The sequence below is a fragment of the Kribbella sp. NPDC051952 genome, from assembly GCF_040680855.1.
In the GTDB taxonomy this organism is placed as follows: Bacteria; Actinomycetota; Actinomycetes; order Propionibacteriales; family Kribbellaceae; genus Kribbella.
Window position 1 is genome coordinate 756,543 of record NZ_JBFAXQ010000001.1, and the last position, 24,472, is coordinate 781,014.

A 24,472-nucleotide genomic window follows, 5' to 3' on the forward strand; every position below is an offset into this window, starting at 1 on the left:
CCAATACAGAACTGTATCCTATTCGTATGGAACCGCCCAAGCGCCGCCGCTCCGCCACCCGGGCCCGCCTGCTCGACGGTGCCCTCGAGGTCTTCGCCGAGCGCGGCTTCCATGGCGCCTCGGTGGAGGACATCTGCGACCGGGCCGGCTTCACCCGCGGCGCCTTCTACTCGAACTTCGGGTCCAAGGACGAGTTGGTACTAGCGCTCTTCCAGGCCACCACCGATCGACTCCTCGAGCAGATCGCCGCACTGCTCCCGGATCTCGCCAACCAGCCGGGCACGTTGCTGGACGCCGTACTCGGACTGCTCGGCGAGACAGCGCCGGATCAGCGGCAGTGGCACCTGATCTCCACCGAGTTCACCCTGCACGCGCTCAGGCATCCGGAGGCAGCGCGGGCGTTGAACGAGCAGCGGGCGATGTTCCGGGCCAGCCTGACGCAGCTGGTCGAGGAGATCGCCGAGACCAGTGGGATGACGATGAGCGTGCCGCCGGAGCAGTTCGTCCGGATGATCATCGCGTTGCACGAAGGCGCTCGTTCGCAAAGTCTGCTGGAGCCTCGGAAGGTTCCGGCGGGCTCACTCGAGCACACGTTCCTGCCGATGGTGCTGGAAGCGGTCAGCCGACCTTCACGCTGATCGTGTGCAGGCCGGTCGAGCCGTCCGGCGCAGGTGGCGCCGAGTCCTCGATCTGCGGCTTTCCCTGCTCATCGAATGCCCTTACCTGCAAGAGATGCTGGCCCCGCGACGCGTCCCAGGTCCAGTGCCACTGCCGCCAGGTGTCGATCGACGGGTCCGTCGCCAGCGTCGCTTGTTGCCAAGGGCCCCCATCGACGCGGACCTCGACCTTGGACACCCCGACGTGCTGGTCCCACGCCACTCCGGCCACCGTCACCGGCCCCGGCTCCACCTTCTTGCCCAGCGGTGTGTCGATCCGCGACGACAACTTGATCGGACCACGCTCCGACCACCCGCGCGGCGTCCAGTACGCCTCGAACTGGTCGAATCGCGTCACCTCGATATCCACCAGCCACTTCGTCGCGGACACGTAGCCATACAGCCCGGGTACGACGATCCGCACCGGGAACCCGTGCTCCACCGGCAACGGCTGCCCGTTCATCGCGTACGCGAGCATCGACTGCCGATCGTCGAGCAGCGTGCTGAGCGGCGTACCGGCGGTGAACCCGTCCTTCGACTTCGACTGGATCGCATCGGCGTCCTTCGACGGACCCGCTTCCTCCAGTAGGTCCTTGAGCAGTACGCCGGACCAGAGCGCGTTGCCGATCAGGTCACCGCCGACCTCGTTGCTCACACACGTGAGCGTGACCCACTTGTGGATCGCCTGGCGCTTCAGCAGGTCGTTGAAGTTCAGTTCGAGCTCGCGGTCGACCATGCCGTGGATGCGCAACTTCCAGTCCGACGGCATGATCTGCGGCACCGCGAGGGCCGTGTCGATCCGATAGAAGTCGTCGTTCGGCGTCACCCATGGCACCGCGCCATCGGCCTGTACGCCGGCCGGCGGGTCAAGCGTCGGCGGCTTCGGGAGGTTGAGTCGCTTCCGGGCGTCGGAGACAGCGGCGCGGTTCCCGCTGACAACCCGCCCGAGCAGTGCGAGGGCCGCCGCGCCGAGCGCGACGCCGCCGGACAACTGCAGGAACCCCCGGCGGCTGGTGCCGTCGTCGGGGAAGTCGATCAGCGGCTCGAGCCGTCTGGTGAAGAGCCGAAGAATCCCCAGCGCCACGAGCCCGGCGATCATCGAGGGCAGGAACCCGGTCTGTCCCGTGTCCGCCCGGGTCAACGCCGCCGCAACGGCCAGCCCGGCCAGGACCAGGACGACCAGGGCGCCGGCCCAATAACGGCGTACGGCGAGAATCCCGCCGACGGCGGCCAGCGCGAGCAGGACGATCAGGATGCCGGTCCGCAGCGCGTCCTTGTCGTGCGTGCCGAACCAGGAGATGGCCAAGTCTTTCAGCCACGGCGGCACCCGATCGATGAAGGCTGACCCGATCGCGACCACCGGAGTCTGCGACGTACCGAGAATGCCGGCGACCACGCTTCCGGCCGCGAGTCCGGCCAGGGCCGCGAGTACGCCGCCGATCGCGCCACGCCAGCGCGTGACGTTCGGGCCGCTGCTGGTCTTCGACCCGTCCGACCGGTTTTGCTTCACCTCTCAACCATTACACGCGGCGGGGCGCTCGACACCAGCCGAGCGCCCCATCCGTTAGTAGCGGGTAATGCTTATCGAGTTGTGAGGTGCCGGCTGCTCAGATCCGGTCGGTTGGGATGGGCCCCAGTCCCGGCCGGCCGTTCGGCCAGCGGCGGGCGTTGTCCCGGACCCGGCGGAGCTTGCCGAGTACGACGTCCCGGTCGTCAGCCAGCTGGGACATCCAGAGGCTGTCGATCTCGAGGAGGTGGTCCGGCAGTGCTTCCCGCAGCCGCCGCTTCCCCTCCTCGGTCAGGACCGCGAACGAACCGCGGGCGTCGTCAGGGCACGGCTCCCGGCGAACCAGGCCGAGGTTCTCGGCGCGGTCCACCAGCCGGGTGATGCCGCCGGTCGTGACGGTCAGCTCCCGGGCAAGAGACGTGAGTCGCTGTTTGTCCCCGTGGCTGCGGGCAAGCCGCAGCAACAGTTCGAACATTGCCATTTGCAGACCACTGCGCTTGAGGGAATGACGCATCAGATGATCGAGTTCGGCCGCTGCTTCACGCAGCAGGCCGTACGCGCTGATCACGTCGCTTTCCCAGGGTTCGGCGGCGCGAGTTGGTTCTGCATCGGCGAGCGCTAGGGGCGAGCAAAGCGAAGGCGCGATGGTCATGCGGGGACTCTATTAGCTGACTAGGTCACTTCGCTACACGGGGTGACCTTTCGGCTACAGATCGGCCGGCAACCGCAAGCATCTTGAGCGTAACTGCTCCGATCCGCAGCGGTAACAGCGGATCTGGTCTAGGACAGCTGACCGGGCCTGTGGATAACTTCCGCGGCGGTCGGCCGATTTTTGTCAGCCTTGGTCTGTGCGGTTCTCAGCCAACAGATCGGGGAGCACGATGAGCGACACCGAAGACAACCAGACACCGTTCGGCCCGAGCTTCATCGCCGCGTGTGTCGTGGTCGGAGCCATCCTGGTGTGCGGTGTGGTCCTCCTCATCAGCGGCGTGGGATCAGACGCGCCGGCGAGTACGTCGATCGCCGACCAGCCGGCCGCCCGCCACACCACCGCGGCAACCGCTGATCCGGTGGCAACACCCATTGCCGGTTCGACGGCTCCGAGCTCATCGGCCTGTGGCCCCCACGATGGTGATCAAGCGATCCCGCACAAGGCGCCGGCCGCGGATGGCTGGGAGGTCAGCCGTCGCGTCGTCGTCCCCCGATCAACTGCCTATGGCCCGGCCAAGACGGACCCGGACGGCTTCCGGCACTGTTTCGCGCAATCCCCGACCGGCGCCGTCTTCGCCGCTTACAACGCGATTGCCGCCTTGAGTGATCAGAGTCAGGGCATCTCCACGGTCCGGAAGTTGATGGTCCCCGGGCCGGCGACCGACGCGCTGATCAAGGAGCTGGCGAAGGAGTCGCCGTCCGCGGATTCCGGCAGCACCCAGATCATCGGCTACCGGGTCGCCGACGCCGGCGGGGACCGAGCCACCGTGATGCTCGCGTTCTCCGTGGAGTCGGCGTACATGAGCATCACCCTGGCCCTGAGTTGGGTCGACGGCGACTGGCATCTGCAGCCACCTCCGGCCGGCGAGGCGGTCGGTGCACCCTTCGCCCAGCTCCGTGACCTGAGCGACTTCGTGAAGTGGAGTGGTGTCTGATGTGCGGAAAGCTCGAATTCGACTGTCAGTTCCATCAGGCCGTCATGACCGTCACGGCGAGCGGGCTCGACCAGTTGCGCACCCAGGCGAACCGGGCCGCGCTCGACAGTCTGCACTCGCTAGCGACGTTCTGGCTCAAGATCGACAGCCCGACGCTCGCGACCGGCGACGGTCAGAACTGGCGAGACAGCCTGCCGGTCGACTTCCTGCACGACAAGGTGCTGGCGGTGTCCGGCGCGGTCTTCACACTGGCGATCCTGATCGCCGGCATCCGGATGGCCTGGGAGCAACGCGCCCGACCGCTCCAGGAGTTGCTCAAGGCGACGATGCTGTTCGTGATGGTCTGTGGGGCGGGGACGGCGACGCTGCAGTTGCTCGCCAGCTGGTCGGACGACTTCGCGATCAAGGTGATGAGTGATGTGTCCGGTGGCGACGTACAGGGCGCACTCAGTGGTCTGATCACGCAGGGCAGTACAGCCGATGACCTCACCAAGGACTGGCCGATCTTCCTGGCGTTGGGGATCTCCCTGGCCGTGCTGACGGCGTCGTTGATCCAGGTCGTGCTGCTGCTCATCCGCTCGGCGATGCTCGTGCTGCTCGCGGGGACGTTCCCGGTGGCCGCGGCCGCGACGAACACCGAGCCCGGGCGGGCGTGGTTCAAGAAGTACTGCGCCTGGTCGTTGGCGTTCATTGCGTACAAGCCGGCGGCGGCGCTCGTGTACGCGGCGGCGATCAAGATGACCGAGCAAGGCATGCTCTCGTCGGACAACGTGCTGGTGCAGGCGCTGACCGGGATCATGATGCTGATGCTCGCCATCTTCGCGCTTCCGGCGCTGCTGCGGTTCGCCGTACCGGTCACTTCGGCTGTTGCCGGTGGGAGTGCCGGGATGGGCAGCTCGGTGGCCGACCCCGGTGGTCTTGCTACCGGCGCGGTCAACGTCGGCCGCTCGGCCTTCGGTGGGTCTGGCGGCTCCGGTGGTGGGTCGGGTGGTGGGTCGTCGTCCGGTGGTGGCGGTGGTGCGTCCGGCGCGAGGTCGGTCGGTGCCGCGGCCGGAGGGGCCGCGGGTGGTGCCGCCGGCATCGGTCTCGCCGCGGCTCGCAAGGCGGCCGGCAGCCTCGCGGGAGCTGCCTCGCACTCAGCCGGCGAGTCCGGCGGTGGCTCCATCACGCCATCGACCGCGAGTGGCCCGATGGCGCGCGGTGGACGGTCGCGCCCGGCCAGGTCGAGCTCCTCTGCTGCGCAGGAACGAATTCCTGAACCGGCGGGTCCGAGTGGGAGCCGGTAAACGGTTGTCGGCGGCATGCGACAGGGTGGCAGGATGACGGCTATGTCGCTCGAGCGGATCGCACTGATCTCGGATGTTCACGGGAACCTGACCGCCCTGGAGGCGGTGCTGGCCGATATCGAGCGGCGGGGGATCACGCGGATCTTCAACCTCGGCGACTACGTCGGCAAGGGACCACGCGGGCAGGCCGTGGTGGATCGATGCCGTGAGGTCTGCGAGGTGAACATCCTCGGCAACTGGGACGATTTCTTGCCCGACCCGGATCGCGAGCACGAAAGCGACGGCATGCGCTGGTGGAAGAAGGAGTTGCGTGAGGACCAGTGGACGTGGCTCCGCGGCCTCCCGTTCTGCCACGACTTCCTCCTGAGCGGCCGGCAGATCCGCCTGTTCCACGCCTCCTCGACGAGCGTCCATCGGCGGGTCCGCTTCGACCACGACGAGGCGGAGTACGTCGGAATGTTCGAGAACACCGAGGCCACCGGTCCCGGCCCGATCCCGACTGTGGTCGGGTACGCGGACACCCACGACCCGTTCTACGAGGTCGACCTCGGCCGCACCCTCTTCAACATCGGCTCCGTCGGCAACAGCCTCGACGACCCGACCCCCTCCTACACGATCCTCGAAGGCGTCTCGGACTCCCCGGACCCGGCCACGTTCTCGATCCAGTTCGTCCGCGTCCCGTACGACGCACACGCCGAACTACAGATCGCCCGCAACCTCGGCATGCCCGAACTCGACGGCTACGAAGCCGAAATCATCCACGGCATCTACCGCCGCAACCACTACGCCGGCGAGGCCCCGACTTACCACCGCCGCCCCCGCTGAGGCCGCCGGTCATCCGGCTCAAACCCGCCCTACGCAAGTTTTCCCCAACTTTGTCCACACCTGTGAATTAGATGCTGCCAGCAACAGTCTTTACCCCGTTCACCTCTTGGCCACCAGCAGGGCTTCGGAGCCAACGGGCTTGTAGGCGGCTGCGAGGAAGGTTCGGAGGGAGGCTGCGTTGCCGGGGGTGATTTGGGCCCAGATGTGGGTGTTGGGTGGGATGAGGGCTCGGGCCGCGGTGGCCAGGTGGCGGCCGTGGCCTTGGTTCTGGACGGTGTCGGGGACTTCGATCGCGCATTCGAGGCGGCCGGCTACGCCTCGGCCGGTGAGGACGAGGCCGCCGTGGTTGTCGGCGTACACATGGACGTCGTCGCGGTAGCGCAGGGCGCGGTGGACGCGCGGGTGGTCGTGGTCGGTGAGCTCGGTCAGGTTGGCGGTCGCTGCGGCGCGCTCGGTCGGGGTGGCGAGGGCAGGCGCCAGGAGCATCGCGTCGAGGCTGCTGACGCGGCGGCCGGTGGCTTGCTCGAGGGCGGCGAGGAACGGTGGGTTCGTCGGGGCGGAGAGGTCGCCGGGTGGAACGCGGTCGGCGACCCACGCGGCGTCGACGTCCGCGGCGATCACGATGTGGCCGGTGAACGCCATCACGCAGGACTCGCGGTCCGAGGGCGGCGGTACGACGGTGATGCCGAGATCCGGGGCCGGGAAGTCGCCGGTTTCGATGCCGCGCACAATGTCAGCCAGGGTTGTTGTCATCACGAGTCATTGTCCCGGAGATCCCGGGGCAGGCTCAGACGCTGGGAGGCAACGGGATGCGGAAGCCGCAACTGATGAAGGCCGACGGACTGCCCGAGCAGGTGACGATCTACGAGGTCGGGCCGCGCGACGGGCTGCAGAACGAGTCGGCGATCGTCGATGTCGCGGTGAAGGCCGAGTTCATCCGGCGGCTGGTGGATGCGGGTCTGACGACGATCGAGACGACGAGTTTCGTGCATCCGAAGTGGGTTCCGCAGTTGGCTGATGCCGCTGAGCTGCTCGCGCAGTTGGAGCTGCCGGACGGGCTCCGCGCGCCGGTGCTGGTGCCGAATGAGCGCGGGCTGGATCGTGCGCTGGCTGCTGGTGTGCGGGAGATCGCGATCTTCGCGAGCGCGACCGAGACGTTCGCGGCGAAGAACCTGAACTCGACGCTCGATGATCAGTTCGCGATGTTCACGCCGACGGTCCAGCGGGCGTTGGGCGAAGGGTTGGCGGTCCGCGGGTACGTGTCGATGTGTTACGGCGATCCGTGGGAGGGCGACGTACCGATCGATCAGGTGGTGAAGGTCGGCGCGCGTCTGGTCGAGCTCGGGTGTCATGAGCTGTCGCTGGGCGACACGATCGGTGTTGCGACGCCGGGTCAGGTGAGCGGGTTGATCGAGGCTTTCGTTGCGGCCGGCGTCGGTGTCGACAAGCTGGCCGTGCATTTCCACGACACCTACGGCCAGGCGCTCGCCAACACCCTCACCGCCCTGCGTGCCGGCGTCACCACGGTCGACAGCTCGGCGGGCGGCCTGGGCGGTTGCCCGTACGCCGAAAGCGCCACCGGCAACCTCGCCACCGAGGACCTCCTCTGGCAACTCGACGGCCTAGGCATCAAAACCGGCGTCAACCTGCAGAAACTAGTAACCACCAGCACCTGGATGGCCGACCAGCTAGGCAAACCCTCCCCCAGCCGAGTAGTCCAAGCCCTCGCCGGGTGATGACTGCACCTCGCCCCCTGTCTTTCCGCTTCAAGTCTATCGACGGACCTCGAGCCGGGCTGGAGTTATCCACAGGCGGCTGGAAACTGTCGGTGGGGGTGGGGAGGATGGATGGGTGAGTACTCACCGGGGTGAGCTTGGGGAGTTTTTGAAGGCTCGGCGGGCTCGGGTTTCGCCTGAGGACGTCGGGTTGCCTGCGGGTGGGCGGCGGCGTACGCCGGGGTTGCGGCGGGAGGAGTTGGCCCAGCTCGCCGGCGTCGGCGTGACTTGGTACACGTGGTTGGAGCAAGGGCGGCCCATCAACGCGAGCGTGCAGGTGCTCGACGCGGTCGCCGCGACGCTGCGGCTCAGCTCGGTCGAGCGTGAGCACCTCTACCGCCTGGCCGAAGCCACTCCGGTCCGGCCGCCGAGAGCGTCCGAGTGTGCGAGCGAGGCCGTCTTCGCCGAGATCCTGGACGCCCTCGACCCACTGCCCGCGCTGATCACGAACACCCGGCTCGACATCGTCCGGACGAATGCAGCGTTCGCGGATCTCTTCCACGACTGGCATCAACTGTCCTGCATCCACAAGAACCTGCTCTGGTGCATCATCACCGAGCCGACCGCACGCCAGCAGCTGCTCAACTACGACACCGAGGTCCCATATCTCGTCGGCAGACTGCGATCGGCGTACGGCGAACACGTCGGCGACCCCGACTGGGAGACGGACCTGGAGCGACTGCTGGCGGTCAGCCCCGAGTTCGCCCAGCTGTGGTCACGGCACGAGGTCGCCGCCTGCACCCCGCGACCGCGAAACCTCGTTCACCCGGTCGCCGGCGAGCTGCACTTCACCGTCACCGAGTTCGCCGTCCCGGCCCATCCGGACCTGGTCATGTTCGTCGAGACCCCCGCCGACGAGGAGACGCGCAATCGCCTCCCGCTGACCCGCCGCCAGCCGGCCGAAGTGTCAGCGTGACTCGGCCGGACCGCTCGCCGTACGCCACGTAGTCAGACAGAACGGATGCCCGGCCGGGTCCAGAAACACCCGGAACACGGAAGGCTCAGGCTGTACGGCGGTCAGCGTCGCGCCGGCCGCGAGTACGCGAGCCTCCTCGGCGTCCAGATCCGCCGCCATGAAGTCCAGATGGCACTGCTGCGGTACGCGCGGATCCGGCCACGTCGGCGCCCGATAGTTCAGATCCCGCTGGAACCCGAGGCTGAACGTCTCGAACCGCAACTCCACGAACATCTCGTGGACAACCGCCAACTCGCCACCCGCGACCCGTTGATAGAACTCGGCCAGCTCCAACGGCTCCGGACAGTCCAGCGTCGGTCCCCAGAACGGCGCTACCACGCCGGCGTCAGGGCTCGATCGGACGCCGGATCCGGCGTACCAAGCTCTTGTCGGCGAACTGACCCACCCGGTACGTCGACCATCCGTCAACAGTCGCCCCGACCGCGCCCCCGAGCAACGGGATCCGCCGAGTCACCGTGAGAGCCATCTTCTTCCCGCTGATCCGGGCCAGCAGTTCGCCGACCACCTCACCGGACACCTGGCGATCCAGCTCCGGGTCGAACACCGGCGCGGTCGCGATCGCGAGCGGCGACGACACCAGACTCGACTTCTTCAGCCGGTCAGCGACGCCTTCCTCGCCGAGAAGGCAAGTGATCACCGCGGTACGGACGCGTGGGTCATCGAGGTCGTAACCGCGCAGATGCGCGATCGCCGCGACCATCCGGGCCTGGACGATCGCGATACCGGTCAGATTCGCGGGTAGCGAGACGGGAAGGGTGACGAGGCCGCCGAGCCCGGTGGCGAACCCCTGAACGCCGGCCAGCCGGATGTGCTGGTCGATCACAGCCTCGATCGCGAGGTCCACGTCGCCGCCGACCTTGCTCAGCTTGCTTTCCGCGATCCGCTCCGCCCCGGGGAATCGCTGGTATCCGTCGATCGCGACTTCGAGAATCTGCCGCAGCACACCCGCCGCGGCCTGCGGTGCGAACCGCTGGGCCGCAGGCGCGAGACTGCTGGCGACGAACCTGGCTACTCCGGCCACGGTGCTCCTTCCCGCCCGTCCCCACGCGTTGAGCCCGGGCGTGCTTCAACTCTACGTGGCTCCCGGTACCCCGCCACTCGGGAGAAACCCCGGGTGTCCCCTAGGTACCGGGCGGGCGTGGGCCAGGATGGGGGTGTGCCTGTCGAGCCTGCTGCTTCTGTGTGGGAGTTTCCGCCGGTCGGAGTCGCCGGTGCCAGCGACGTCGTCGCGGGTGGTGCGGATCTGGCGCCTGGGACCGTGCTGGCGGCGTACCGGCGGGGTCTTTTCCCGATGCCGGACCACCGGGGCTCCGTGCTGTGGTGGTCGCCGGTGGACCGCGGGGTGATCGAGGTGGCCGGCTACCGGCCGACGCGGACGATGCGGCGGGCCCGGAGCAAGTTCGAGATCCGGGTGAACACGGCGTTCGACCAAGTCATCCGGGCATGTGCCGACCCTCGCCGGCCCGGATCGTGGATCGACCCGGGCATCATCGCGTCGTACTCCGAACTCCATCGGCTCGGTTGGGTCCACTCGGTCGAGGCCTGGGACGGCGACGAACTCGCTGGTGGCCTGTACGGCGTCGCGATCGGCGGGCTGTTCGCCGGTGAGTCGATGTTCCACCACAAGACCGACGGCTCGAAGGCGGCCGTGGCAGGGCTGATCGAGCTGCTGGACGACGAGTACGCCGCCGACCGCGTCCTTGACATCCAGTGGGTCACCGATCACCTGGCCACCCTCGGCGCGATCGCGATCCCGCGCGAAACCTACGTACGGCGAGTCACCCGGGCGGTCGACGTACCGCTGCCGAAGGCCTTCAGCTGAGCCCGACGAAGGCCGCCATCTGTCGGGTCGCGGAGTCGAAGAACTCGTCCGCCGGATCCATCGATCCGACCAGCTGACCGAACAACTCGAAGCTGATCATCCCGAACAACTGCGTCCACACGATCATCATCCGCAGCAGCAGTCGCGGCGGCAGGCCGGGCGCGAGCGCGACCAGTACGGCGACCTGCTCAGCCAGTACGCCGGTCGGCTCGGGAGCGTCCTCGAGTGCCGCCAACCGGCCCTCGGTGTGGGCCTGCTGGAGCAGCGCGACCATCAGCAACGGCACCCGGATGGCCGGCTGGACCGTGGTCTGTGGCGCCTGGTAGCCCAGCACGGGCGACCCGTAGATCAGGGCGTACTCCTGTGGATTCGCCCGCGCCCAGGCCCGTACGGCGCTGAATACGGCAACCCAGGTCTGCAGCGGATCCCATGCTCCTGCCGCCTCGCCCTTACCGACCGCGAACGACGCCCCCGACTTCTCGGCGGCTGATTCGGCCGCTTCGCCGAGAGCGTCGTACGCGTCGATGATGAGCACCGTCAGCAGATCGTCGCGGCTCGGGAAGTAGCGGTAGAGCGCCGACGACACCATGCCGAGCTCGCGGGACACCGCGCGCAGTGACAACCCCTCGGCGCCGACGGTCGCGAGTTGCCGCCGGGCGACCGACTTGATCTCGTCGCTCAGCTCGGCCCGGGCTCTCTCTCGTGCGGTGCGTCCAGCGTTCATGACCTCAGTGTGCCACAAAACCGAGAGCAGTGCTCTTGACAAGGATTGGTGCTCTCGTGTTCACTGATCACAACAGAGAGCACCGCTCTCGCAAAGCAGAAGGGCACGACGATGCCGGAGTACAAGCAGACCTACGACAGCAAGCGCGTGGTCACCGCCGCCGAGGGAAGCATGCGGGTCTTCAACCGGATCGTCGCAGCGCTGACCAAGGCCGGTCTGAGCCTGATGGGCAGCCGGGTGCTGTCGGTCCGCGGCCGCAAGAGTGGTGAGTGGCGGAGCACGCCGGTCAACCTCCTGATCCTCGACGGCCAGCGCTACCTGGTCGCCCCGCGCGGCCACACCCAGTGGGTCAAGAACCTGCGCGCCACCAACGAGGCCCGCCTCCAGATCGGCCGCAAGGTCGAGACCTTCCGCGCCGAGGAACTCCCCGACGCCGAGAAGACCCCCGTCCTCCGCCTCTACCTGAAGAAGTGGGCCTGGGAAGTCGGCACCTTCTTCAGCGGCGACGTCACCAAGAACTCCCCCGACGAAACCCTCCACCACATAGCCCCCGGCGTCCCCGTCTTCAAAATCCACACCGCCTGAGTGCGCGGCAGATTTGGGGGGCGGCTGCGATTATGGCGGGATGATTAGTCCCGAGCAGCTCAAGGCGGCGCCGAAGGTTCTTTTGCATGACCACTTGGATGGTGGGTTGCGGCCGGGGACTGTGGTGGAGTTGGCGCGGGAGATCGGGCATGCGTTGCCTCGGGCGGATGCGGTGGAGCTGGGGGCGTGGTTCGTCGAGTCGGCGGATTCGGGGTCGCTGGAGCGGTATCTGGAGACGTTCGATCACACCGTCGCGGTGATGCAGAACGCCGAGGCGATCAAGCGGGTGGCCAGTGAGTGCGTGCAGGATCTGGCGGCGGACGGAGTCGTGTACGCCGAGGTCCGGTACGCACCCGAGCAGCACCTGACCGCCGGGCTCTCGCTCGAGCAGGTGGTGGATGCGGTCCGCGAGGGGTTCGAGCACGGGATGGCGGTCGCGGAGCGGCCGATCGTCGCGCGGCAACTGCTGACCGCGATGCGGCACAAGGCGCGGTCGATGGAGATCGCGGAGCTGGCGGTCGCGTACCGGGACGCGGGCGTGGTCGGGTTCGACATCGCCGGCGCGGAGGCGGGTTACCCGCCCACCCGGCACCTGGACGCGTTCGAGTACCTGCAGCGCGAGAACGCGCACTTCACCATCCACGCAGGTGAGGCGTTCGGCCTGCCGTCGATCTGGCAGGCAATCCAGTGGTGCGGCGCCGACCGGCTGGGTCACGGCGTACGCATCATCGACGACATCACGTACGACGACGCCGGTGAGAAGGCCGAGCTCGGACGGCTGGCGGCGTACGTGCGCGACCGGCGGATCCCATTGGAGATGTGCCCGAGCTCCAACCTGCAGACCGGCGCGGCCGACTCGATCGCGAACCACCCGATCGGTCTGCTGACCAGGCTGCGCTTCCGGGTCACGGTCAACACCGACAACCGGTTGATGAGCGGTACGTCGATGAGCCGCGAACTGGCCCTCCTCGCCGAGGCCTTCGACTACGGGCTGGCCGACTTCCGCTGGTTCGCCATCAACGCGATGAAGTCCGCCTTCATCCCCTTCGACGAACGTCTGGCGTTGATCGACGGAGTAATTAAGCCCTGGTACACCGAAGCCCTCGCCAAGTAGGTGCGGACCTGCACCACTCACCAACCGTGCTCCATCGCGGCCGTCCACGCTCGGCCGAGGCATGGGAACTGCCGGAGTCGGAGGTTGGTGAGTGGCGCAGGTCCGGTCCCACATCAAACCGAGCGTTGGTAGGTGCGGAAGGCCCGGGTGGAGAGCCAGCCGACGATCAGGGTGAAGGCCAGTAGGTAACCGCTGTGGCGGAGGACCGATGACCAGTCTGGATCGGCGGCCAGGGCCTGGCGGGCGGCAATCGCGGCCCAGTCGACCGGGTTGAAGCGGGCCGCGACGTTCACCCAATGCGGCGCGACGGCAGGGTCGATCATGATCGACGACATGAACGTCAGCGGCAGCGAGACGAACTGCGAGATCCCGATCAGCGCCTCCTGCTGCCGGGTCAGCAGCGCGACCGCGTTGGACAGCGACCCGAACGCGATCCCGACCAGTATCGACGCCCCGATCGTCACCAGGTAGCCACCCGCACCACCGTGGTACCGCGCGCCGGCCGCCAGACCGATCGCGAACACCAGGATGGTCTGGATCAGCGTGGTCGTCGCGTTGCTCACCAGCTGCCCCGCCATCAGCCCGCCCCGGCTGACCGGCGACGCCAGCAGCCGGTCCATCACGCCCCGCTCCATGTCGGCGATGAACGTCGTACCGTTCCAGCCGCTCGTCATCAACGCGGTCATCATCACGATGCCCGGCGTCAGGAACGCGATGTACGACGAGTTGCTGAACCCGGGGATGTTCACCACCCCCTTGAAGAGCTGGCCGAACAGCAGCAACCAGATCGCCGGCTGGATCAACGTGAACGCGATCAACGCCGGCTGCCGGTACGACGCCCGCAGCCAACGACCCGTGATGAAGCGAGTGTGTTCCACAAAGGCAACAGACATCAGGCCGCCTCCTCCGCCACTCGGAACGACCGACCGGTGTGCTGAAGATAGACGTCGTCCAGCGAAGGCCGCGACACCGTCACCGCAACCACCGGAATCGCCTTGTCCTCAAGGGCTCCCAGTACAGCGGGAACCGCCGTCGCGCCCTGGTCGACGCGCGCTCGAAGAACATTGCCCTCGACAACAATCTCGCCAACCCCGGACAGCCCGCGCAGCAGCGCGCGAACACTGCCGTCCAGATCCGGATCGACCAGCTCGACCTGCACCGAGTCCCCGCGCAGCTCCGCTTTCAAGGCCTCCGGAGTGCCCTCGGCAACGATCTTGCCGTGGTCGACGATCGCGAGCTGGTCGGCCAGCCGGTCCGCCTCTTCCAGGTAGTGCGTGGTGAGCAACACGGTCAGGCCTTCGTCTCCCGACAGCCGGCCGACCTCGTTCCACAGGTCGGCGCGCGCCTCCGGATCGAGGCCGGTAGTCGGCTCGTCGAGGAACAGAACCCGCGGCCGGTGGACCAGTCCGAGCGCGACGTCGAGCTTGCGCTGCATGCCGCCGGAGTACGTCTTGACCGCGCGACCACCGGCCTCGGTCAAGTCGAATCGCTCCAGCAGCTCGGCCGCGCGCCGAAGGGCCGCTGACCGGGACAGGCCGTAGATCCGGCCGCTGAGTACGAGGTTCTCGACCCCGGTCGCCATCGGGTCCGAGCTGGACTTCTGCGGGACGTAGCCGATCGAGCGCCGGACCAGGTCCTGCGAACGAATCACGTCGTACCCGGCGACTCGCGCCGTACCGGAGTCCGCTCGGGACAGGGTGGTGAGGATCTTGACGGTGGTGGACTTGCCGGCGCCGTTCGGCCCGAGCAGGCCGAGTACGACGCCCTCCGGGACGGTGAACGTGAGTTCGTCGAGTGCGCGCAGGGGTGGTTTCTTGCGGCCGGCCGGGTACGTCTTGACCAGGTCGACCGCCTCGAGGGCAGGCGTAGTCATGAGTGGTGACTCCCTTGTGTGGTGGGGAGCCGGTCCGGGCTGGCTATCCTGATGAATGCGCCTTGGGTGCCAGGTCTTCGGACCGACTCGAGGAACCGCGGCCCTTGACCCTGGTGTTGCCGCACCGTGGGTCGAGGGCCGTATCTCTTACTGGGCTTCCGGTGGGACCGCCTTCATCCAGGCGAAGTCCGTCCCGAAGTACTTGACCGGGTCCTTGAGCTGCTCGGCCGGGGTGATGCCCTGCTCCTGGAAGAGCTTCCAGGCCTGCCGCCAGAACGTGGACCCGCTGAGGGTGTCGTTGCGGATCTCCTCGATCAGTTGATGGACGTAGGCCGATTCGGCCTGGAGCAGTGCGAGCCGGAACTCCGACTCGACCCAGAAGAGTCGCGGGAACTCCATCGACGCCATGTGTTCGTGTGCCGCGGTGATCTGCTCGATCTCCGTGTCGACCGCCTCGAGGCGGTGCTCCAGCAGCTCGACGACGCGGTCGGGCGGCAGTCCGGGGAGGTACGCGAGGCCCGCCTCGAGCGGGTGGAATTCGCGTGACGGCGTACCGAGCAGCTCGGACAGCCAGTCGGCGTACTCCTCCTGGCCGGCCGGGGTGATCTGGTAGACGGTCCGCTCCGGGCGGTTGCCCTCCCGGATCGTCTCCAGCTCCTCGACGAACCCGTGCTTCTGCAGCGCGGCGACGACCGAGTAGAGCGAGCCGTAGTTCAGCTTGATGCTCTGGTCCTTGCCGCGGGCCCGGAGCACCGTGGAGATCTCGTACGGGTGCATCGGCCGCTCGCCCAGGCTCCCGAGCACCGCGAACGCGAGCGGGTTCGCGACCTTCCGCTTCGCCATGGCGGTCTCTTCGATCTCAAGTATTCGAGATCGAGTATTAGCAGGTGGGTATCCGGTGTCAAGTATTCGAGAGCGGCTTGACCCAGCGCGACCATTCGGGCTGAGGCGCGTACCCGGCAGTGGACCAGACGGCGTGCGCCTGGGAGTTGTCGTCGAGGACCATCGCGTCCGCGCGGGTCCCGCCGTACGACGCGAATCGGTCCTCGGCGAGCTCGACGAGTCGCCGGCCGATGCCCTGGCGGCGGTGGGTCGGCGCGACCGCGAGCCGGTAGAGATGGCAGCGCCAGCCGTCCCAGCCGACGATGATCGAGCCGACCACCACGTCATTGTCGACGGCAAGGATCAGCGCCTCGGGATCACGTTCGATCAGCCGCAGTACGGCGTCGGACGAGTCCGGCGGACGGTGCGAATCCTCAGCTGCGGTTGACCAGAACGACATCACGTCGTCGGCATCGGCAGCGACGGCGTTGCGGTAGGCAACCATTAGCTGGCGGTCTGGAACGTACGGCGATAGTCCTGTGGTGGCACGCCCACCACCCTACGGAAGTGATGCCGCAGCAACGCCGCCGTCCCGAATCCTGACTCGGAGGCGATCTGTTCGATCCCCATCCGGGTCTGCTCCAGCAGGGTGCGGGCGCGCAGGACGCGTTGCGTGGTGACCCACTTCAGCGGGGTCGTGCCGGTCTCGGCGACGAACCGCCGGGCGAAGGTGCGCTCGGACATCTGCGCGCGCCGGGCCAGTGCGGGCACGGTGTGCTCGATGACCAGGTTGTCGACCATCCAGTCCAGCACCGGCTGCAGGCTCTCGCTGGACGACTCCGGCACGGGGACTTCGACGTACTGGCGTTGTCCGCCGTCGCGCTGCGGTGGGACGACCATCCGGCGGGCGATCCGGGTCGCGACCGCGCTGCCGAGCTCGCGGCGGACCAGGTGGAGGGCGGCGTCGATCCCGGCCGCGGTGCCGGCGCTGGTGATGATGTTGCCGTCGTCGACGAACAGCACGTCCGCATCCAGCCGCGCCGTCGGGAACTGCTCGTTGAACTGCTTCACGTAGCGCCAGTGCGTCGTGCAGCACCGCCCGTCGAGCAGTCCGGCGGCGCCGAGGACGAACGCCCCGGAACACACCGTGAGCAGGATCGCGCCGCGGGCCTCGGCCCGGCGGAGCGCGTCCAGGATGCGTTCGTCGTACTCGTCCCGCCAGGTGGTCGCCGGGATGCCGATCAGGTCGGCGTCCTCGAGCTCCTCCAGCCCGTACGGCGCGACGACGAAGGAGTGACTGCTCGTCCGCAGGGGTTCGCCCGGGCGGGTCGAGCACACTTTGAAGTCGAACGAGGGCACACCGTCGTCGGTCCGGTCGATTCCGAACACCTCCGACAGGACCCCGAACTCGAATACAGCGACGTCCTCCATCAGGACAACCGCGATCTTCTGCAGCATCCAGCCAGTATGGCAGTAATTTGTGCAAGGATGTCAATAGTGCCAATGGTGGCGGGATCTGGTTGGTAGCATGATTACTGCCATGACCGGATACATCATTCTCGTAGTACTCGCGCTGGCCGTGATCGCGGCTCTGGAGATCAGCAACCGTCGCCACTCCACCGGTCTCACCGCCGGTCCGGAGGGCGCTTGGGTCGCTGACGACCGTGACCTGGCCCGGACCAAGCTCGACCTGCTCGCCCTCGGGGCAGCAGCCGAGCCCTTCAACCACAAGCCCGTCGCCACCACCGCGACCGTTCACACGATCCGGCAGGCACGCCTCCACGGCCGCCACGCGGCCTGAGCACCACATAGCCGAAGGCCTCCGGGATTCCGGAGGCCTTTGCTGTTGAAGAGGTGCTGTTGAAAAAGGGCAGGCGCCCGGCGGGATCGGTATGCGACAGTTCGGCGTGACCGACTACCGGGATGTGAATCGGGCCAACTGGGACGAACGGGTGCCGGCTCATGTGGCCTCGCCGAGCTACCACGTGGCGTCCTTCGAACAGGACCCGTCGTACCTGAGTGAAGTGGTCCGGTTCGATGTGCCGCGACTGGGCGACATCGCCGGGCTACGGGGAGTGCACCTGCAGTGCCACATCGGCACCGACACGGTGTCACTCGCACGGCTCGGGGCCCGGATGAGTGCGCTGGACTTCTCGCAGCCGGCGGTCGAGCAGGCGCAGGCGTTCGCGGACCGGCTCGGGCTGGAGATCGACTTCCACGTGGCGGATGTGTACGACGCGGTCGAGGTGCTGGGCGCTTCGTCGTACGACCTGGTCTACACGGGGATCGGCGCGATCGGGTGGCTGCCGGACATCCGGCGGTGGGCGCAGACCGTCGCGGGATTGCTCAAGCCGGGTGGGCGGCTCTTCATCCGGGAGGGCCATCCGATGCTGTGGGCGCTCGAGCCCGGACCGGAGTACCCGGAGGTGCGGTACTCGTACTTCGAGACCGAGGAAGCGACCGTGTGGGACGAGGGCGGGACGTACGTCGAGACCGACGTCGAGTTCACCACCACCGTCACCCACGAGTGGAACCACGGCCTGGCCGAGATCATCACCGCCGTACAGAACGCGGGTCTGACGTTCGACTCACTCGCCGAACACGACAGCGCGCCCTGGAACGCCCTCCCCGGTCTGATGACCGCGGATGCTGTCGGTGAGTGGCGTCTCACCGACAACCCGCAACGCCTGCCGGCCACCTACACCCTGCAGGCCCACAAGAACGGTTAGTGCGCGCGCTTCTGCTGCACCTTCTGGAACGCCTGCTTGATCTTCTGCTGGTTCTCCGGCTTGCTCAGCTCACGCTGCGCGACCTGCACCAACTTGGCGACGACGGCACCCTTCACCAACGTCTTAACGAATCCCATGGGGACCTCCTCTGTCCCCACCGACGGTAGCCGCCTCCCCCAACCCACTCCATAGGTGATCCACCCGAGAACCCCGGGAAAGTGTCCCTGGTTTCGGGCACACTAGGGGGGTGCCTGAGTTGCCGGAGGTGGAGTCGCTGGCGGGGTTCCTGCGGGAGCGTGCCGTTGGGCGGGCGTTCGTGCGCGCGGATATTACGGCGATCAGTGCGTTGAAGACGTACGATCCGCCGATCTCGGCGCTGGTGGGGCTGCTGATCGACGATGTGCAGCGGCACGGGAAGTTCATCGACATCTCGGCCCAGGGCGTGCACCTGGTGATTCACCTGGCCCGCGCGGGCTGGCTGCGGTGGAAAGAGGAGCAGTCGACGGCGCTGGTGCGGCCCGGGAAGGGGCCGATCGCGTTGCGGACCGTGCTGGACGACGGCTCCGGGTTCGACCTGACCGAGGCAGGCACGCAGAAGAAGCTCGCGGTGTACGTCGTTCGCGACCCGGCCGAGGTGCCGGGCATCGCCCGGCTCGGGCCTGACCCGTTCAGCCTGTCGCTCGAGGACTTCACCGACATCCTCAAACGCGAGGGCCGCGTCCAACTCAAGGGTGTTCTCCGCAGCCAATCGGTGATCGCCGGGATCGGCAACGCCTACTCCGACGAGATCCTGCACGTCGCGAAGATGAGCCCGTTCAAGCCGGCCTCGAATCTGTCCGAGGACGAGCTGAAGATCTTGTACGACGCGATGCGCGAAACCCTCCAGGACGCGGTCAATCGCTCCGCGGGTCTCGCCGTACAGGACCTGAAGTCGGAGAAGAAGTCCGGCTTGCGAGTCCATGGGCGCAAGGGCCAGAAGTGCCCGGTCTGCGGTGACATCGTCCGTGAGGTCAGCTTCCACGACTCATCCCTGCAGTACTGCGCGACCTGCCAGACCGGCGGCAAGCCCCTCGCGGACCGCCGCCTGTCCAAGCTGCTCAAGTAGTCAGAGCTGGATCGAGTACGGCGAGGACGCCGAGCGCCGGCCCGCGTCGAGCCGGACCTGCAACTCGTGCGAACCTGACCGGCCGGTGATCCGGGTCGTCCAACCGATCGACCGGCCCGGCGCCAGTTCGTCGAAGGTCCACTGCTGATCGGTCGCGGACCATCCAGCAGGCAACGGCAGTACGACGTCGCCCCGCGCTCGCGCCCGCCCGAAGTTCGTCACCAACACCGTGAGCTCGGCCCCACGAGGATGCAGCGACGCCAGTACGGTCCCGACCGGCGCGACGAGCATCCGCCGTACGCCGGTCGGCACGAGCAGCGGAAGCACCCGCCGGGCCGGCATCCGGTACGGGCCGATCGTCGACCGCAGGAGTTGATGGCCGGTGACGCCGTACGTCCGGCCCGCGAGCCGGATGTGCTGCTGGGCTTCAGGATCCATCGGGCCGAAGAACCGGATGGCGACCTCGGCGGTACGACGGGCTGCCAGATGGGCCGTCGTACCGGCAGGCGTCAGGTCGCACACCCCGTCGGCGTTGGCGGTGACGGTGTCCGGCGGGACGATCCGGAGTTTGCCTTGCAGGGCGACGCGGACGACCGGTGGTTCGGCGGAATCGGGCAGCCGGACGACGAGATCGTCGCCGTCGTGCCGCCAGGTCAGTGCTTTGCCGGTGTGGTCCTCGACGACATGCAGCGGGTTCGTGGCCAGACCCGGAAGGCGGATCTCGCGATCGGGTGGCCGACGGGCGATCCGGAGCAGGAGGAGCTCGCGGCTGCGCAGGATCGCCTCACCCCACGGCTGTGGCTCGAACTCCCCCGGGATCCCCTGTATCAAAGCCACCGTGGCGCCTCCTTCGAGCCACGGTCCGCAATCCGGCGCCCGGTGTCAATGCGTTGTCCCACTCATCGGGCAATCGCATTCCCACAGTGGCTGCCGCCGCCGCGGGTGGCCTGCGTCTGACATGCTTGGCACATGTTCCAGAACCAGGAGATTCCCTCGGTCGTCGTGGCCGATCTCGACGACGCGTTGCTGGCGGAGGCGTTCGTGCTCGACGTACGTGAGCCGGACGAGTGGGACCGCGGGCACATCGAGGGTGCCACCCACATCCCGCTCGGCCAGTTGCAGGAGCGGGTCGGTGAGGTGCCGCTGGACCAGAAGGTGCTCTGCGTCTGCGCGGTCGGCGGCCGGTCCGGGATGGCGACCCAGTTCCTGAACACGGTCGGCCGCGAGGCGGTCAACCTGGACGGCGGCATGCACGCCTGGCAGACCATGGGCCGCCCGGTCAGCACCAACTGACCTCAACTGCGCCGGCCAGGCCAGCCTCGGCGGACCCGGCCGTCCGGCAACGTCGCCTCGACCCGCCAGCCACCACTGGCGACCGGTCCGGCGACCAGCTGACCACCCAACTCCTGAACGCGTTCCCGCAACCCAACCAGTCCACGACCCGAGCCGGACAGACTCGGGTGCTCCCGCACGGCGTCGTCGTTCTCGACACTCACCGTCAGCCCTCGACCGGACCCGTTGACCAGGATCCGTACGGCGGCACCCGGTGCGTACCGCAGCGCGTTCGTCAGACTCTCCTGCACCACCCGAAACGCAACGTGCGCCGTCGGCGCAGCCAGCCCATCACGCTCTCCCTCGAAGCGGCAGGAAACATTCAGCCCACCCCGAGCCGCCCGAGTCACCACCTCATCGATCAGTGACAGATCCGGTCCACTGACCTCGGTCCCACCGAGCAGTTCGACAAGCCGCTGCAGGTCGTCGTGCCCCTGCCGCGCCGACTCCGCAATGCCTGCGAAGACCTGCTCGGCCTGGACCGGGTCGCGATCGATCAGCCGTTGTCCCGCCGCGGCTTGGATGACCATGACGCTGATCGCGTGCCCGACGATGTCGTGCAGCTCCGCCGCGATCCGGGCCCGCTCATGCCGTACGGCGAGTTCGGCGAACAGCTCGCGCTCCTCCTCCAGCTCCAGCCCTCGCCGGGCAAGCTGCTCGGCCGCCTCACGCTGGAGCCGCAGGACCGTGCCGGCGAGGAAGCTGGGGACGCTGAACATCACCAACGCGACCTCGCTGGTATCCACGACAAGCAGCCAGAGCACAGCCAGGTACGCCAGCAGTCCAGCGGCGACCACCCAGGCAGCCCGCCCCGACCAGCCCAGCGCCGCGACCAAGGTGAGGAGGGCCATGACTGCGAAGGTCGTGTCCGGGAACCAGCCTTCTTCGCCAAGGAGTGCCGCCGTGAGGAAGAGCCCACCGCCCAGGACGGTGACCACCCGCGGTTGGGTCCGCCACCAGACCAGCATGAGACCGCTGCCCAGCAACAGCGCGGTGAAGCAGTTGCCCGCGAGCGTGGTCGGCCAGCCGTGGATTGCGGTCGGCAGGGCGATCAGGGCGATCACCAGGATCGCGATCCCGACCTGCTCGACCCGGCGCATGGTTCAGCCCACGACCGGCAGTTGAGCGACCGCGCCGGCCCGGCCTTTGACGACCTTGACGTCGACCGAACCACCGAGCAACTTGGCCCGCTCCTTGGCCCGGGCAACGGCCGCCTTCAGCTCGGCGGCCTCTCCGACCTGCCCGTTCACGCGGATCTCCAACGCGTCGGCCTCGAACCGCACGGTCACCTCGATCGGTGCATCGGCCTGGTCGGCCAGCGCCGCGATCAGATGCTCGACAATCCGGTACGCCGAAAGCTCGACCGTCGCCGGCAGCGATCGGGCATCGCCCGTCACGATCAGCCGGGAGTGCGTGGTCCGGAGGCGTGCAAGCAACGTGTCCAGGTGGGCGACAGTCGGCGTCGGTGCCAACGCCACATCGTCTCCGCGCAGCAGCCCGACGATCTCGCGCATGTCGTCCAGAGTTCGGCGGCTGCCGGACTCGATCGACTCCAGCACGGCCTTCGCCTCGGCCGGCGGAAGGCCGTTCGCCGACTCGGCTGCCGTGGTCAGCTCGCCGAGCCGTTCCTGCAACAGGCCATCGAGCTGCTGGGACAGCCGAGCCCGGTCATCCGCCACCTCGAGCGCTGCTCGGTCGTCGCGGAGTTGCCGCAACTCGGCCTCCCGGATCGCCAGCTCCTGATTCATCGCAGTCCGATGCCGGGCGGCCAGGCCGACACCGAAGACGATCACGATGACCGGCAGAGCCAGAACGATGGCGCCCGTACCGGTGGTCGCGTCGACCACCAGGACGAGCGCGGTCAGCACCAGGCTGAGTCCGCAGACGATCCAGGCCGTCGCCCGCTCGGCGGCCAGCGCTCCAAGGAACGCCAGTACGAACGCGAGCGGGAGGCCGGCGCCGCAGCGGGTGACCCAGCCGAAGAGAACGTCGTGCAGCGCCATGAACGCCACCGAGACACTGGTGACGGCGAGGATGCTGCGCCGCCACCAGAGCACCGGAATCGTGGCCCCTGCGAAGACCGGGATCATCCAGGCCGAGTACGGGCTCATCGCGTGCGCCATCGACCCCTCCTCGATGGCTGCGCGAACCTGATCCTCGGTCATCTGCCCGTTGCCCCACATCAGCAGGACGCCGAGCGCGGTGAGACCGCCCGCCAGGATCCAGTCGCGGAGCTTGATACCGCGGAAGATCTCACTCATCGCCGGCTCCTACTCAGCAATCCGTCAGGCGGCCAGGCGCTCGTCGACCGGGGCCAGGTCCGCGGACTGCTTGGTGACTCGATTCTGCACGAGCAGGCCGATCCCGTAGAAGAGCGCGGTCACCGGCGCCGCGACGGCCAGGCCACCCGCGATCGTGTCGATCGACGCGTCCCGGGCGAGCATGACCAGCAGGATGACTGCGATGCCGGCGAGGCCGAGCAGGTGGTTCGTGCGGGCGCCGGCGTACCGGGCGACGGCATACGCGAGGGCGCAGGCGAGGGGGATCACGACGCCGCAGCGGGTGATCCAGCCGAAGGCGAGTACGTGCGCCAGCGTCGTGACGGCCGTGATCCCGACCACGGTGACGATGTTGCGCCGGCGCCAGAGAATCGGCAGCGTGACGAGCAGGAACGCCGGCACGATCGCCCAACTCGTCGTGGACAGCGCATGCGGCAGGTCGTCGCTCGAGGTCGTGTTCCCGATCATCAGGAATACACCCGCGGCGGTGAGAAGGCCGGCCAGTACGTAGTCGAGCGGCCGGATCCCCCTGAAGATTCCGTTCATCGAACTGTCCTTTCGTCCGGGGCCCTTGCTGACCCATGCCGAAAAAGTAGGTTCCGGCGTACGTCGTCCACGTCTGGCGCAAGGACGATCCTTCGGGCTCGCTGTCGTCCGCAGGGATGACGCGGTCGCCGCGGGGATGAGGGCACAATCACGGTGTGCCCGACAAGATCCGCGTACTCGTCGCCGACGACCAGACCCTGGTGCGCACCGGTTTCCGGGTGATCCTGGAGGCCGAGGGCGACATCGAGGTGGTCGCCGAGGCCGACACCGGTACGGCGGCCATCCGGCAGGCGCAGCTGGTCGAGCCGGACGTGATCCTGATGGACATCCGGATGCCCGAGCTCGACGGGCTGTCGGCCACCGAAGAGATCCGGCGGCACCCGAACCCGCCGACGATCATCGTCCTGACCACGTTCGACCAGAACGAGTACGTCTACCGGGCACTGCGGGCCGGTGCGGCCGGGTTCCTGCTGAAGGACTCGCCGTCGAGCCGGCTGATCGCGGCCGTCCGCGCGGCGGCCACCGGCGACTCGCTGATCGAGCCCGCGATCACCCGGCGGCTGGTCGAGCGGTTCGCGGAGCCGGTGCAACAGCGTGAGCTGCCGCCCGAGCTGACCGCGTTGACCGAGCGGGAGTGCGACGTACTGCGGTTGATCGCCCGGGGACTCTCCAACGCGGAGATCGCGGCGGAGTTGGTCGTGGCCGAGACCACGGTGAAGACGCACGTGGCCCGGGTCCTGACGAAGCTCGGCGTACGGGATCGGGTGCAGGCGGTCGTGGTCGCCTATGAGACCGGGTTCGTCAACCCGGGCTGAACAACAGGTGAAAGACCTTCCGGTTATCGCTTGAAGCGGTTATTTTGTCACAGGT

General features: G+C 67.8%; 30 protein-coding genes. 14 read left to right on the plus strand and 16 right to left on the minus strand.

Features of this window, described 5'->3' with window-relative positions:
- Nucleotides 1–26: 26 nt before the first annotated feature.
- On the plus strand, nt 27–638 hold the full coding sequence (locus AB0L70_RS03700) for a TetR/AcrR family transcriptional regulator (protein WP_363679561.1): 612 nt from the start codon (nt 27–29) through the stop codon (nt 636–638).
- Here AB0L70_RS03700 and AB0L70_RS03705 read toward each other — a convergent pair.
- Together AB0L70_RS03705 and AB0L70_RS03710 are read right to left on the minus strand one after the other, a co-directional pair.
- Complete coding sequence (locus AB0L70_RS03705; protein WP_363679563.1) at nt 619–2,166, minus strand: molybdopterin-dependent oxidoreductase; 1,548 nt, start codon at nt 2,164–2,166, stop codon at nt 619–621. The two genes, AB0L70_RS03700 and AB0L70_RS03705, sit on opposite strands and share 20 nt — an antisense overlap.
- 97 nt (nt 2,167–2,263) lie before the next feature.
- Entirely contained in the window at nt 2,264–2,815 is a 552-nt protein-coding gene (locus tag AB0L70_RS03710) for a MarR family transcriptional regulator (protein WP_363679565.1), read from the minus strand.
- Nucleotides 2,816–3,044: 229 nt separating this feature from the next.
- Here AB0L70_RS03710 and AB0L70_RS03715 point away from each other — a divergent pair, with 229 nt between their 5' ends.
- From AB0L70_RS03715 to AB0L70_RS03725, 3 genes are read left to right on the plus strand one after another with little or no spacing between them, the layout of a single operon-like run.
- Nucleotides 3,045–3,809, plus strand: coding sequence for a hypothetical protein (locus AB0L70_RS03715; protein ID WP_363679567.1), 765 nt, complete (start codon nt 3,045–3,047; stop codon nt 3,807–3,809).
- Nucleotides 3,810–3,853: 44 nt separating this feature from the next.
- Complete coding sequence (locus tag AB0L70_RS03720) at nt 3,854–5,095, plus strand: type IV secretion system protein (RefSeq protein WP_363679569.1); 1,242 nt, start codon at nt 3,854–3,856, stop codon at nt 5,093–5,095.
- 33 nt (nt 5,096–5,128) lie between these two features.
- Nucleotides 5,129–5,920, plus strand: coding sequence for a metallophosphoesterase family protein (locus tag AB0L70_RS03725; RefSeq protein WP_363679571.1), 792 nt, complete (start codon nt 5,129–5,131; stop codon nt 5,918–5,920).
- Between the two features lie 99 nt (nt 5,921–6,019).
- Here AB0L70_RS03725 and AB0L70_RS03730 read toward each other — a convergent pair whose 3' ends face one another.
- On the minus strand, nt 6,020–6,673 hold the full coding sequence (locus AB0L70_RS03730) for a GNAT family N-acetyltransferase (protein WP_363679573.1): 654 nt from the start codon (nt 6,671–6,673) through the stop codon (nt 6,020–6,022).
- A 56-nt stretch (nt 6,674–6,729) separates the two neighbouring features.
- Here AB0L70_RS03730 and AB0L70_RS03735 point away from each other — a divergent pair, with 56 nt between their 5' ends.
- Together AB0L70_RS03735 and AB0L70_RS03740 are read left to right on the plus strand one after the other, a co-directional pair.
- Entirely contained in the window at nt 6,730–7,656 is a 927-nt protein-coding gene (locus AB0L70_RS03735) for a hydroxymethylglutaryl-CoA lyase (RefSeq protein ID WP_363679575.1), read from the plus strand.
- Between the two features lie 115 nt (nt 7,657–7,771).
- Nucleotides 7,772–8,611 carry a helix-turn-helix transcriptional regulator gene (locus AB0L70_RS03740; protein WP_363679576.1) on the plus strand — a complete coding sequence of 280 codons (840 nt, stop codon included), beginning with the start codon at nt 7,772–7,774 and terminating at the stop codon, nt 8,609–8,611.
- Here AB0L70_RS03740 and AB0L70_RS03745 read toward each other — a convergent pair.
- Together AB0L70_RS03745 and AB0L70_RS03750 are read right to left on the minus strand one after the other, a co-directional pair.
- Complete coding sequence (locus AB0L70_RS03745; protein ID WP_363679577.1) at nt 8,603–8,989, minus strand: VOC family protein; 387 nt, start codon at nt 8,987–8,989, stop codon at nt 8,603–8,605. The two genes, AB0L70_RS03740 and AB0L70_RS03745, sit on opposite strands and share 9 nt — an antisense overlap.
- 7 nt (nt 8,990–8,996) lie before the next feature.
- Nucleotides 8,997–9,692: an EcsC family protein gene (locus AB0L70_RS03750; RefSeq protein WP_363679578.1), complete on the minus strand. Its 696-nt coding sequence runs from the start codon at nt 9,690–9,692 to the stop codon at nt 8,997–8,999.
- Between the two features lie 135 nt (nt 9,693–9,827).
- On the opposite strand from AB0L70_RS03750, the gene aat reads away from it, so the two are divergent.
- Nucleotides 9,828–10,493 carry a leucyl/phenylalanyl-tRNA--protein transferase gene (gene aat / locus AB0L70_RS03755; RefSeq protein ID WP_363679579.1) on the plus strand — a complete coding sequence of 222 codons (666 nt, stop codon included), beginning with the start codon at nt 9,828–9,830 and terminating at the stop codon, nt 10,491–10,493.
- Here aat and AB0L70_RS03760 read toward each other — a convergent pair.
- Nucleotides 10,486–11,217 (minus strand): TetR/AcrR family transcriptional regulator, encoded by a 732-nt coding sequence (locus AB0L70_RS03760; RefSeq protein ID WP_363679580.1) that lies wholly within the window; start codon nt 11,215–11,217, stop codon nt 10,486–10,488. The two genes, aat and AB0L70_RS03760, sit on opposite strands and share 8 nt — an antisense overlap.
- Nucleotides 11,218–11,328: 111 nt before the next feature.
- Between AB0L70_RS03760 and AB0L70_RS03765 the strand changes: the two genes are divergently transcribed.
- The gene (locus tag AB0L70_RS03765; protein ID WP_363679581.1) at nt 11,329–11,802 is read left to right on the plus strand and encodes a nitroreductase family deazaflavin-dependent oxidoreductase; all 474 of its coding nucleotides are present in this window, start codon (nt 11,329–11,331) and stop codon (nt 11,800–11,802) included.
- Nucleotides 11,803–11,842: 40 nt separating this feature from the next.
- A complete protein-coding gene (locus tag AB0L70_RS03770) occupies nt 11,843–12,916 on the plus strand; it encodes an adenosine deaminase (RefSeq protein ID WP_363679582.1) in 1,074 nt (357 codons plus the stop codon).
- Nucleotides 12,917–13,029: 113 nt separating this feature from the next.
- Here AB0L70_RS03770 and AB0L70_RS03775 read toward each other — a convergent pair whose 3' ends face one another.
- The 5 genes from AB0L70_RS03775 to AB0L70_RS03795 form a co-directional block, all read right to left on the minus strand.
- Nucleotides 13,030–13,809 (minus strand): ABC transporter permease, encoded by a 780-nt coding sequence (locus AB0L70_RS03775; RefSeq protein WP_363679583.1) that lies wholly within the window; start codon nt 13,807–13,809, stop codon nt 13,030–13,032.
- A complete protein-coding gene (locus AB0L70_RS03780) occupies nt 13,809–14,789 on the minus strand; it encodes an ATP-binding cassette domain-containing protein (protein ID WP_363679584.1) in 981 nt (326 codons plus the stop codon). Before AB0L70_RS03780 ends, AB0L70_RS03775 begins: the two co-directional genes overlap by 1 nt.
- Nucleotides 14,790–14,936: 147 nt before the next feature.
- Nucleotides 14,937–15,632: a PadR family transcriptional regulator gene (locus tag AB0L70_RS03785; protein ID WP_363679585.1), complete on the minus strand. Its 696-nt coding sequence runs from the start codon at nt 15,630–15,632 to the stop codon at nt 14,937–14,939.
- Nucleotides 15,633–15,690: 58 nt separating this feature from the next.
- Nucleotides 15,691–16,116, minus strand: coding sequence for a GNAT family N-acetyltransferase (locus AB0L70_RS03790; protein ID WP_363679587.1), 426 nt, complete (start codon nt 16,114–16,116; stop codon nt 15,691–15,693).
- Nucleotides 16,116–17,069, minus strand: coding sequence for a helix-turn-helix domain-containing protein (locus AB0L70_RS03795; RefSeq protein WP_363679589.1), 954 nt, complete (start codon nt 17,067–17,069; stop codon nt 16,116–16,118). Before AB0L70_RS03795 ends, AB0L70_RS03790 begins: the two co-directional genes overlap by 1 nt.
- Nucleotides 17,070–17,151: 82 nt before the next feature.
- On the opposite strand from AB0L70_RS03795, the gene AB0L70_RS03800 reads away from it, so the two are divergent.
- Entirely contained in the window at nt 17,152–17,412 is a 261-nt protein-coding gene (locus AB0L70_RS03800) for a hypothetical protein (RefSeq protein WP_363679591.1), read from the plus strand.
- A 91-nt stretch (nt 17,413–17,503) separates the two neighbouring features.
- Nucleotides 17,504–18,340, plus strand: a complete 837-nt coding sequence (locus AB0L70_RS03805) for a class I SAM-dependent methyltransferase (RefSeq protein ID WP_363679593.1) — start codon at nt 17,504–17,506, stop codon at nt 18,338–18,340.
- On the opposite strand, the gene AB0L70_RS03810 is transcribed toward AB0L70_RS03805, so the two are convergent.
- Nucleotides 18,337–18,477 (minus strand): hypothetical protein, encoded by a 141-nt coding sequence (locus AB0L70_RS03810; RefSeq protein WP_363679595.1) that lies wholly within the window; start codon nt 18,475–18,477, stop codon nt 18,337–18,339. The genes AB0L70_RS03805 and AB0L70_RS03810 overlap by 4 nt on opposite strands.
- Before the next feature lie 110 nt (nt 18,478–18,587).
- Between AB0L70_RS03810 and AB0L70_RS03815 the strand changes: the two genes are divergently transcribed.
- Entirely contained in the window at nt 18,588–19,445 is an 858-nt protein-coding gene (locus AB0L70_RS03815) for a DNA-formamidopyrimidine glycosylase family protein (RefSeq protein ID WP_363679597.1), read from the plus strand.
- On the opposite strand, the gene AB0L70_RS03820 is transcribed toward AB0L70_RS03815, so the two are convergent.
- Entirely contained in the window at nt 19,446–20,282 is an 837-nt protein-coding gene (locus AB0L70_RS03820) for a hypothetical protein (protein WP_363679599.1), read from the minus strand.
- Between the two features lie 132 nt (nt 20,283–20,414).
- Here AB0L70_RS03820 and AB0L70_RS03825 point away from each other — a divergent pair, with 132 nt between their 5' ends.
- Complete coding sequence (locus tag AB0L70_RS03825; RefSeq protein ID WP_363679601.1) at nt 20,415–20,738, plus strand: rhodanese-like domain-containing protein; 324 nt, start codon at nt 20,415–20,417, stop codon at nt 20,736–20,738.
- Between the two features lie 2 nt (nt 20,739–20,740).
- Here the strand turns inward: AB0L70_RS03825 and AB0L70_RS03830 are convergent, their stop codons facing one another.
- The 3 genes from AB0L70_RS03830 to AB0L70_RS03840 are packed head-to-tail and all read right to left on the minus strand — an operon-like array spanning nt 20,741 to nt 23,602.
- Nucleotides 20,741–21,877, minus strand: a complete 1,137-nt coding sequence (locus tag AB0L70_RS03830) for a histidine kinase (protein WP_363679603.1) — start codon at nt 21,875–21,877, stop codon at nt 20,741–20,743.
- 3 nt (nt 21,878–21,880) lie between these two features.
- Entirely contained in the window at nt 21,881–23,038 is a 1,158-nt protein-coding gene (locus AB0L70_RS03835; protein ID WP_363679605.1) for a hypothetical protein, read from the minus strand.
- A gap of 24 nt (nt 23,039–23,062) precedes the next feature.
- On the minus strand, nt 23,063–23,602 hold the full coding sequence (locus tag AB0L70_RS03840) for a hypothetical protein (protein ID WP_363679607.1): 540 nt from the start codon (nt 23,600–23,602) through the stop codon (nt 23,063–23,065).
- A 155-nt stretch (nt 23,603–23,757) separates the two neighbouring features.
- Here AB0L70_RS03840 and AB0L70_RS03845 point away from each other — a divergent pair, with 155 nt between their 5' ends.
- Nucleotides 23,758–24,417 (plus strand): response regulator transcription factor, encoded by a 660-nt coding sequence (locus tag AB0L70_RS03845; protein ID WP_363679609.1) that lies wholly within the window; start codon nt 23,758–23,760, stop codon nt 24,415–24,417.
- Nucleotides 24,418–24,472: the final 55 nt, after the last annotated feature.

Coding starts and splice junctions, on each gene's coding strand:
- AB0L70_RS03720 (WP_363679569.1), top strand. CDS start 3,854: ATGACCGTCACGGCGAGCGGGCTCGACCAGTTGCGCACCCAGGCGAAC.
- AB0L70_RS03810 (WP_363679595.1), bottom strand. CDS start 18,477: ATGGGATTCGTTAAGACGTTGGTGAAGGGTGCCGTCGTCGCCAAGTTG.
- AB0L70_RS03840 (WP_363679607.1), bottom strand. CDS start 23,602: ATGAACGGAATCTTCAGGGGGATCCGGCCGCTCGACTACGTACTGGCC.
- AB0L70_RS03710 (WP_363679565.1), bottom strand. CDS start 2,815: ATGACCATCGCGCCTTCGCTTTGCTCGCCCCTAGCGCTCGCCGATGCA.
- AB0L70_RS03725 (WP_363679571.1), top strand. CDS start 5,129: ATGACGGCTATGTCGCTCGAGCGGATCGCACTGATCTCGGATGTTCAC.
- AB0L70_RS03770 (WP_363679582.1), top strand. CDS start 11,843: ATGATTAGTCCCGAGCAGCTCAAGGCGGCGCCGAAGGTTCTTTTGCAT.
- AB0L70_RS03730 (WP_363679573.1), bottom strand. CDS start 6,673: ATGACAACAACCCTGGCTGACATTGTGCGCGGCATCGAAACCGGCGAC.
- AB0L70_RS03795 (WP_363679589.1), bottom strand. CDS start 17,069: ATGCTGCAGAAGATCGCGGTTGTCCTGATGGAGGACGTCGCTGTATTC.
- AB0L70_RS03785 (WP_363679585.1), bottom strand. CDS start 15,632: ATGGCGAAGCGGAAGGTCGCGAACCCGCTCGCGTTCGCGGTGCTCGGG.
- AB0L70_RS03780 (WP_363679584.1), bottom strand. CDS start 14,789: ATGACTACGCCTGCCCTCGAGGCGGTCGACCTGGTCAAGACGTACCCG.
- AB0L70_RS03800 (WP_363679591.1), top strand. CDS start 17,152: ATGACCGGATACATCATTCTCGTAGTACTCGCGCTGGCCGTGATCGCG.
- AB0L70_RS03835 (WP_363679605.1), bottom strand. CDS start 23,038: ATGAGTGAGATCTTCCGCGGTATCAAGCTCCGCGACTGGATCCTGGCG.
- AB0L70_RS03765 (WP_363679581.1), top strand. CDS start 11,329: ATGCCGGAGTACAAGCAGACCTACGACAGCAAGCGCGTGGTCACCGCC.
- AB0L70_RS03715 (WP_363679567.1), top strand. CDS start 3,045: ATGAGCGACACCGAAGACAACCAGACACCGTTCGGCCCGAGCTTCATC.
- AB0L70_RS03805 (WP_363679593.1), top strand. CDS start 17,504: ATGCGACAGTTCGGCGTGACCGACTACCGGGATGTGAATCGGGCCAAC.
- AB0L70_RS03775 (WP_363679583.1), bottom strand. CDS start 13,809: ATGTCTGTTGCCTTTGTGGAACACACTCGCTTCATCACGGGTCGTTGG.
- AB0L70_RS03700 (WP_363679561.1), top strand. CDS start 27: ATGGAACCGCCCAAGCGCCGCCGCTCCGCCACCCGGGCCCGCCTGCTC.
- AB0L70_RS03735 (WP_363679575.1), top strand. CDS start 6,730: ATGCGGAAGCCGCAACTGATGAAGGCCGACGGACTGCCCGAGCAGGTG.
- AB0L70_RS03760 (WP_363679580.1), bottom strand. CDS start 11,217: ATGAACGCTGGACGCACCGCACGAGAGAGAGCCCGGGCCGAGCTGAGC.
- AB0L70_RS03790 (WP_363679587.1), bottom strand. CDS start 16,116: ATGGTTGCCTACCGCAACGCCGTCGCTGCCGATGCCGACGACGTGATG.
- AB0L70_RS03830 (WP_363679603.1), bottom strand. CDS start 21,877: ATGCGCCGGGTCGAGCAGGTCGGGATCGCGATCCTGGTGATCGCCCTG.
- AB0L70_RS03825 (WP_363679601.1), top strand. CDS start 20,415: ATGTTCCAGAACCAGGAGATTCCCTCGGTCGTCGTGGCCGATCTCGAC.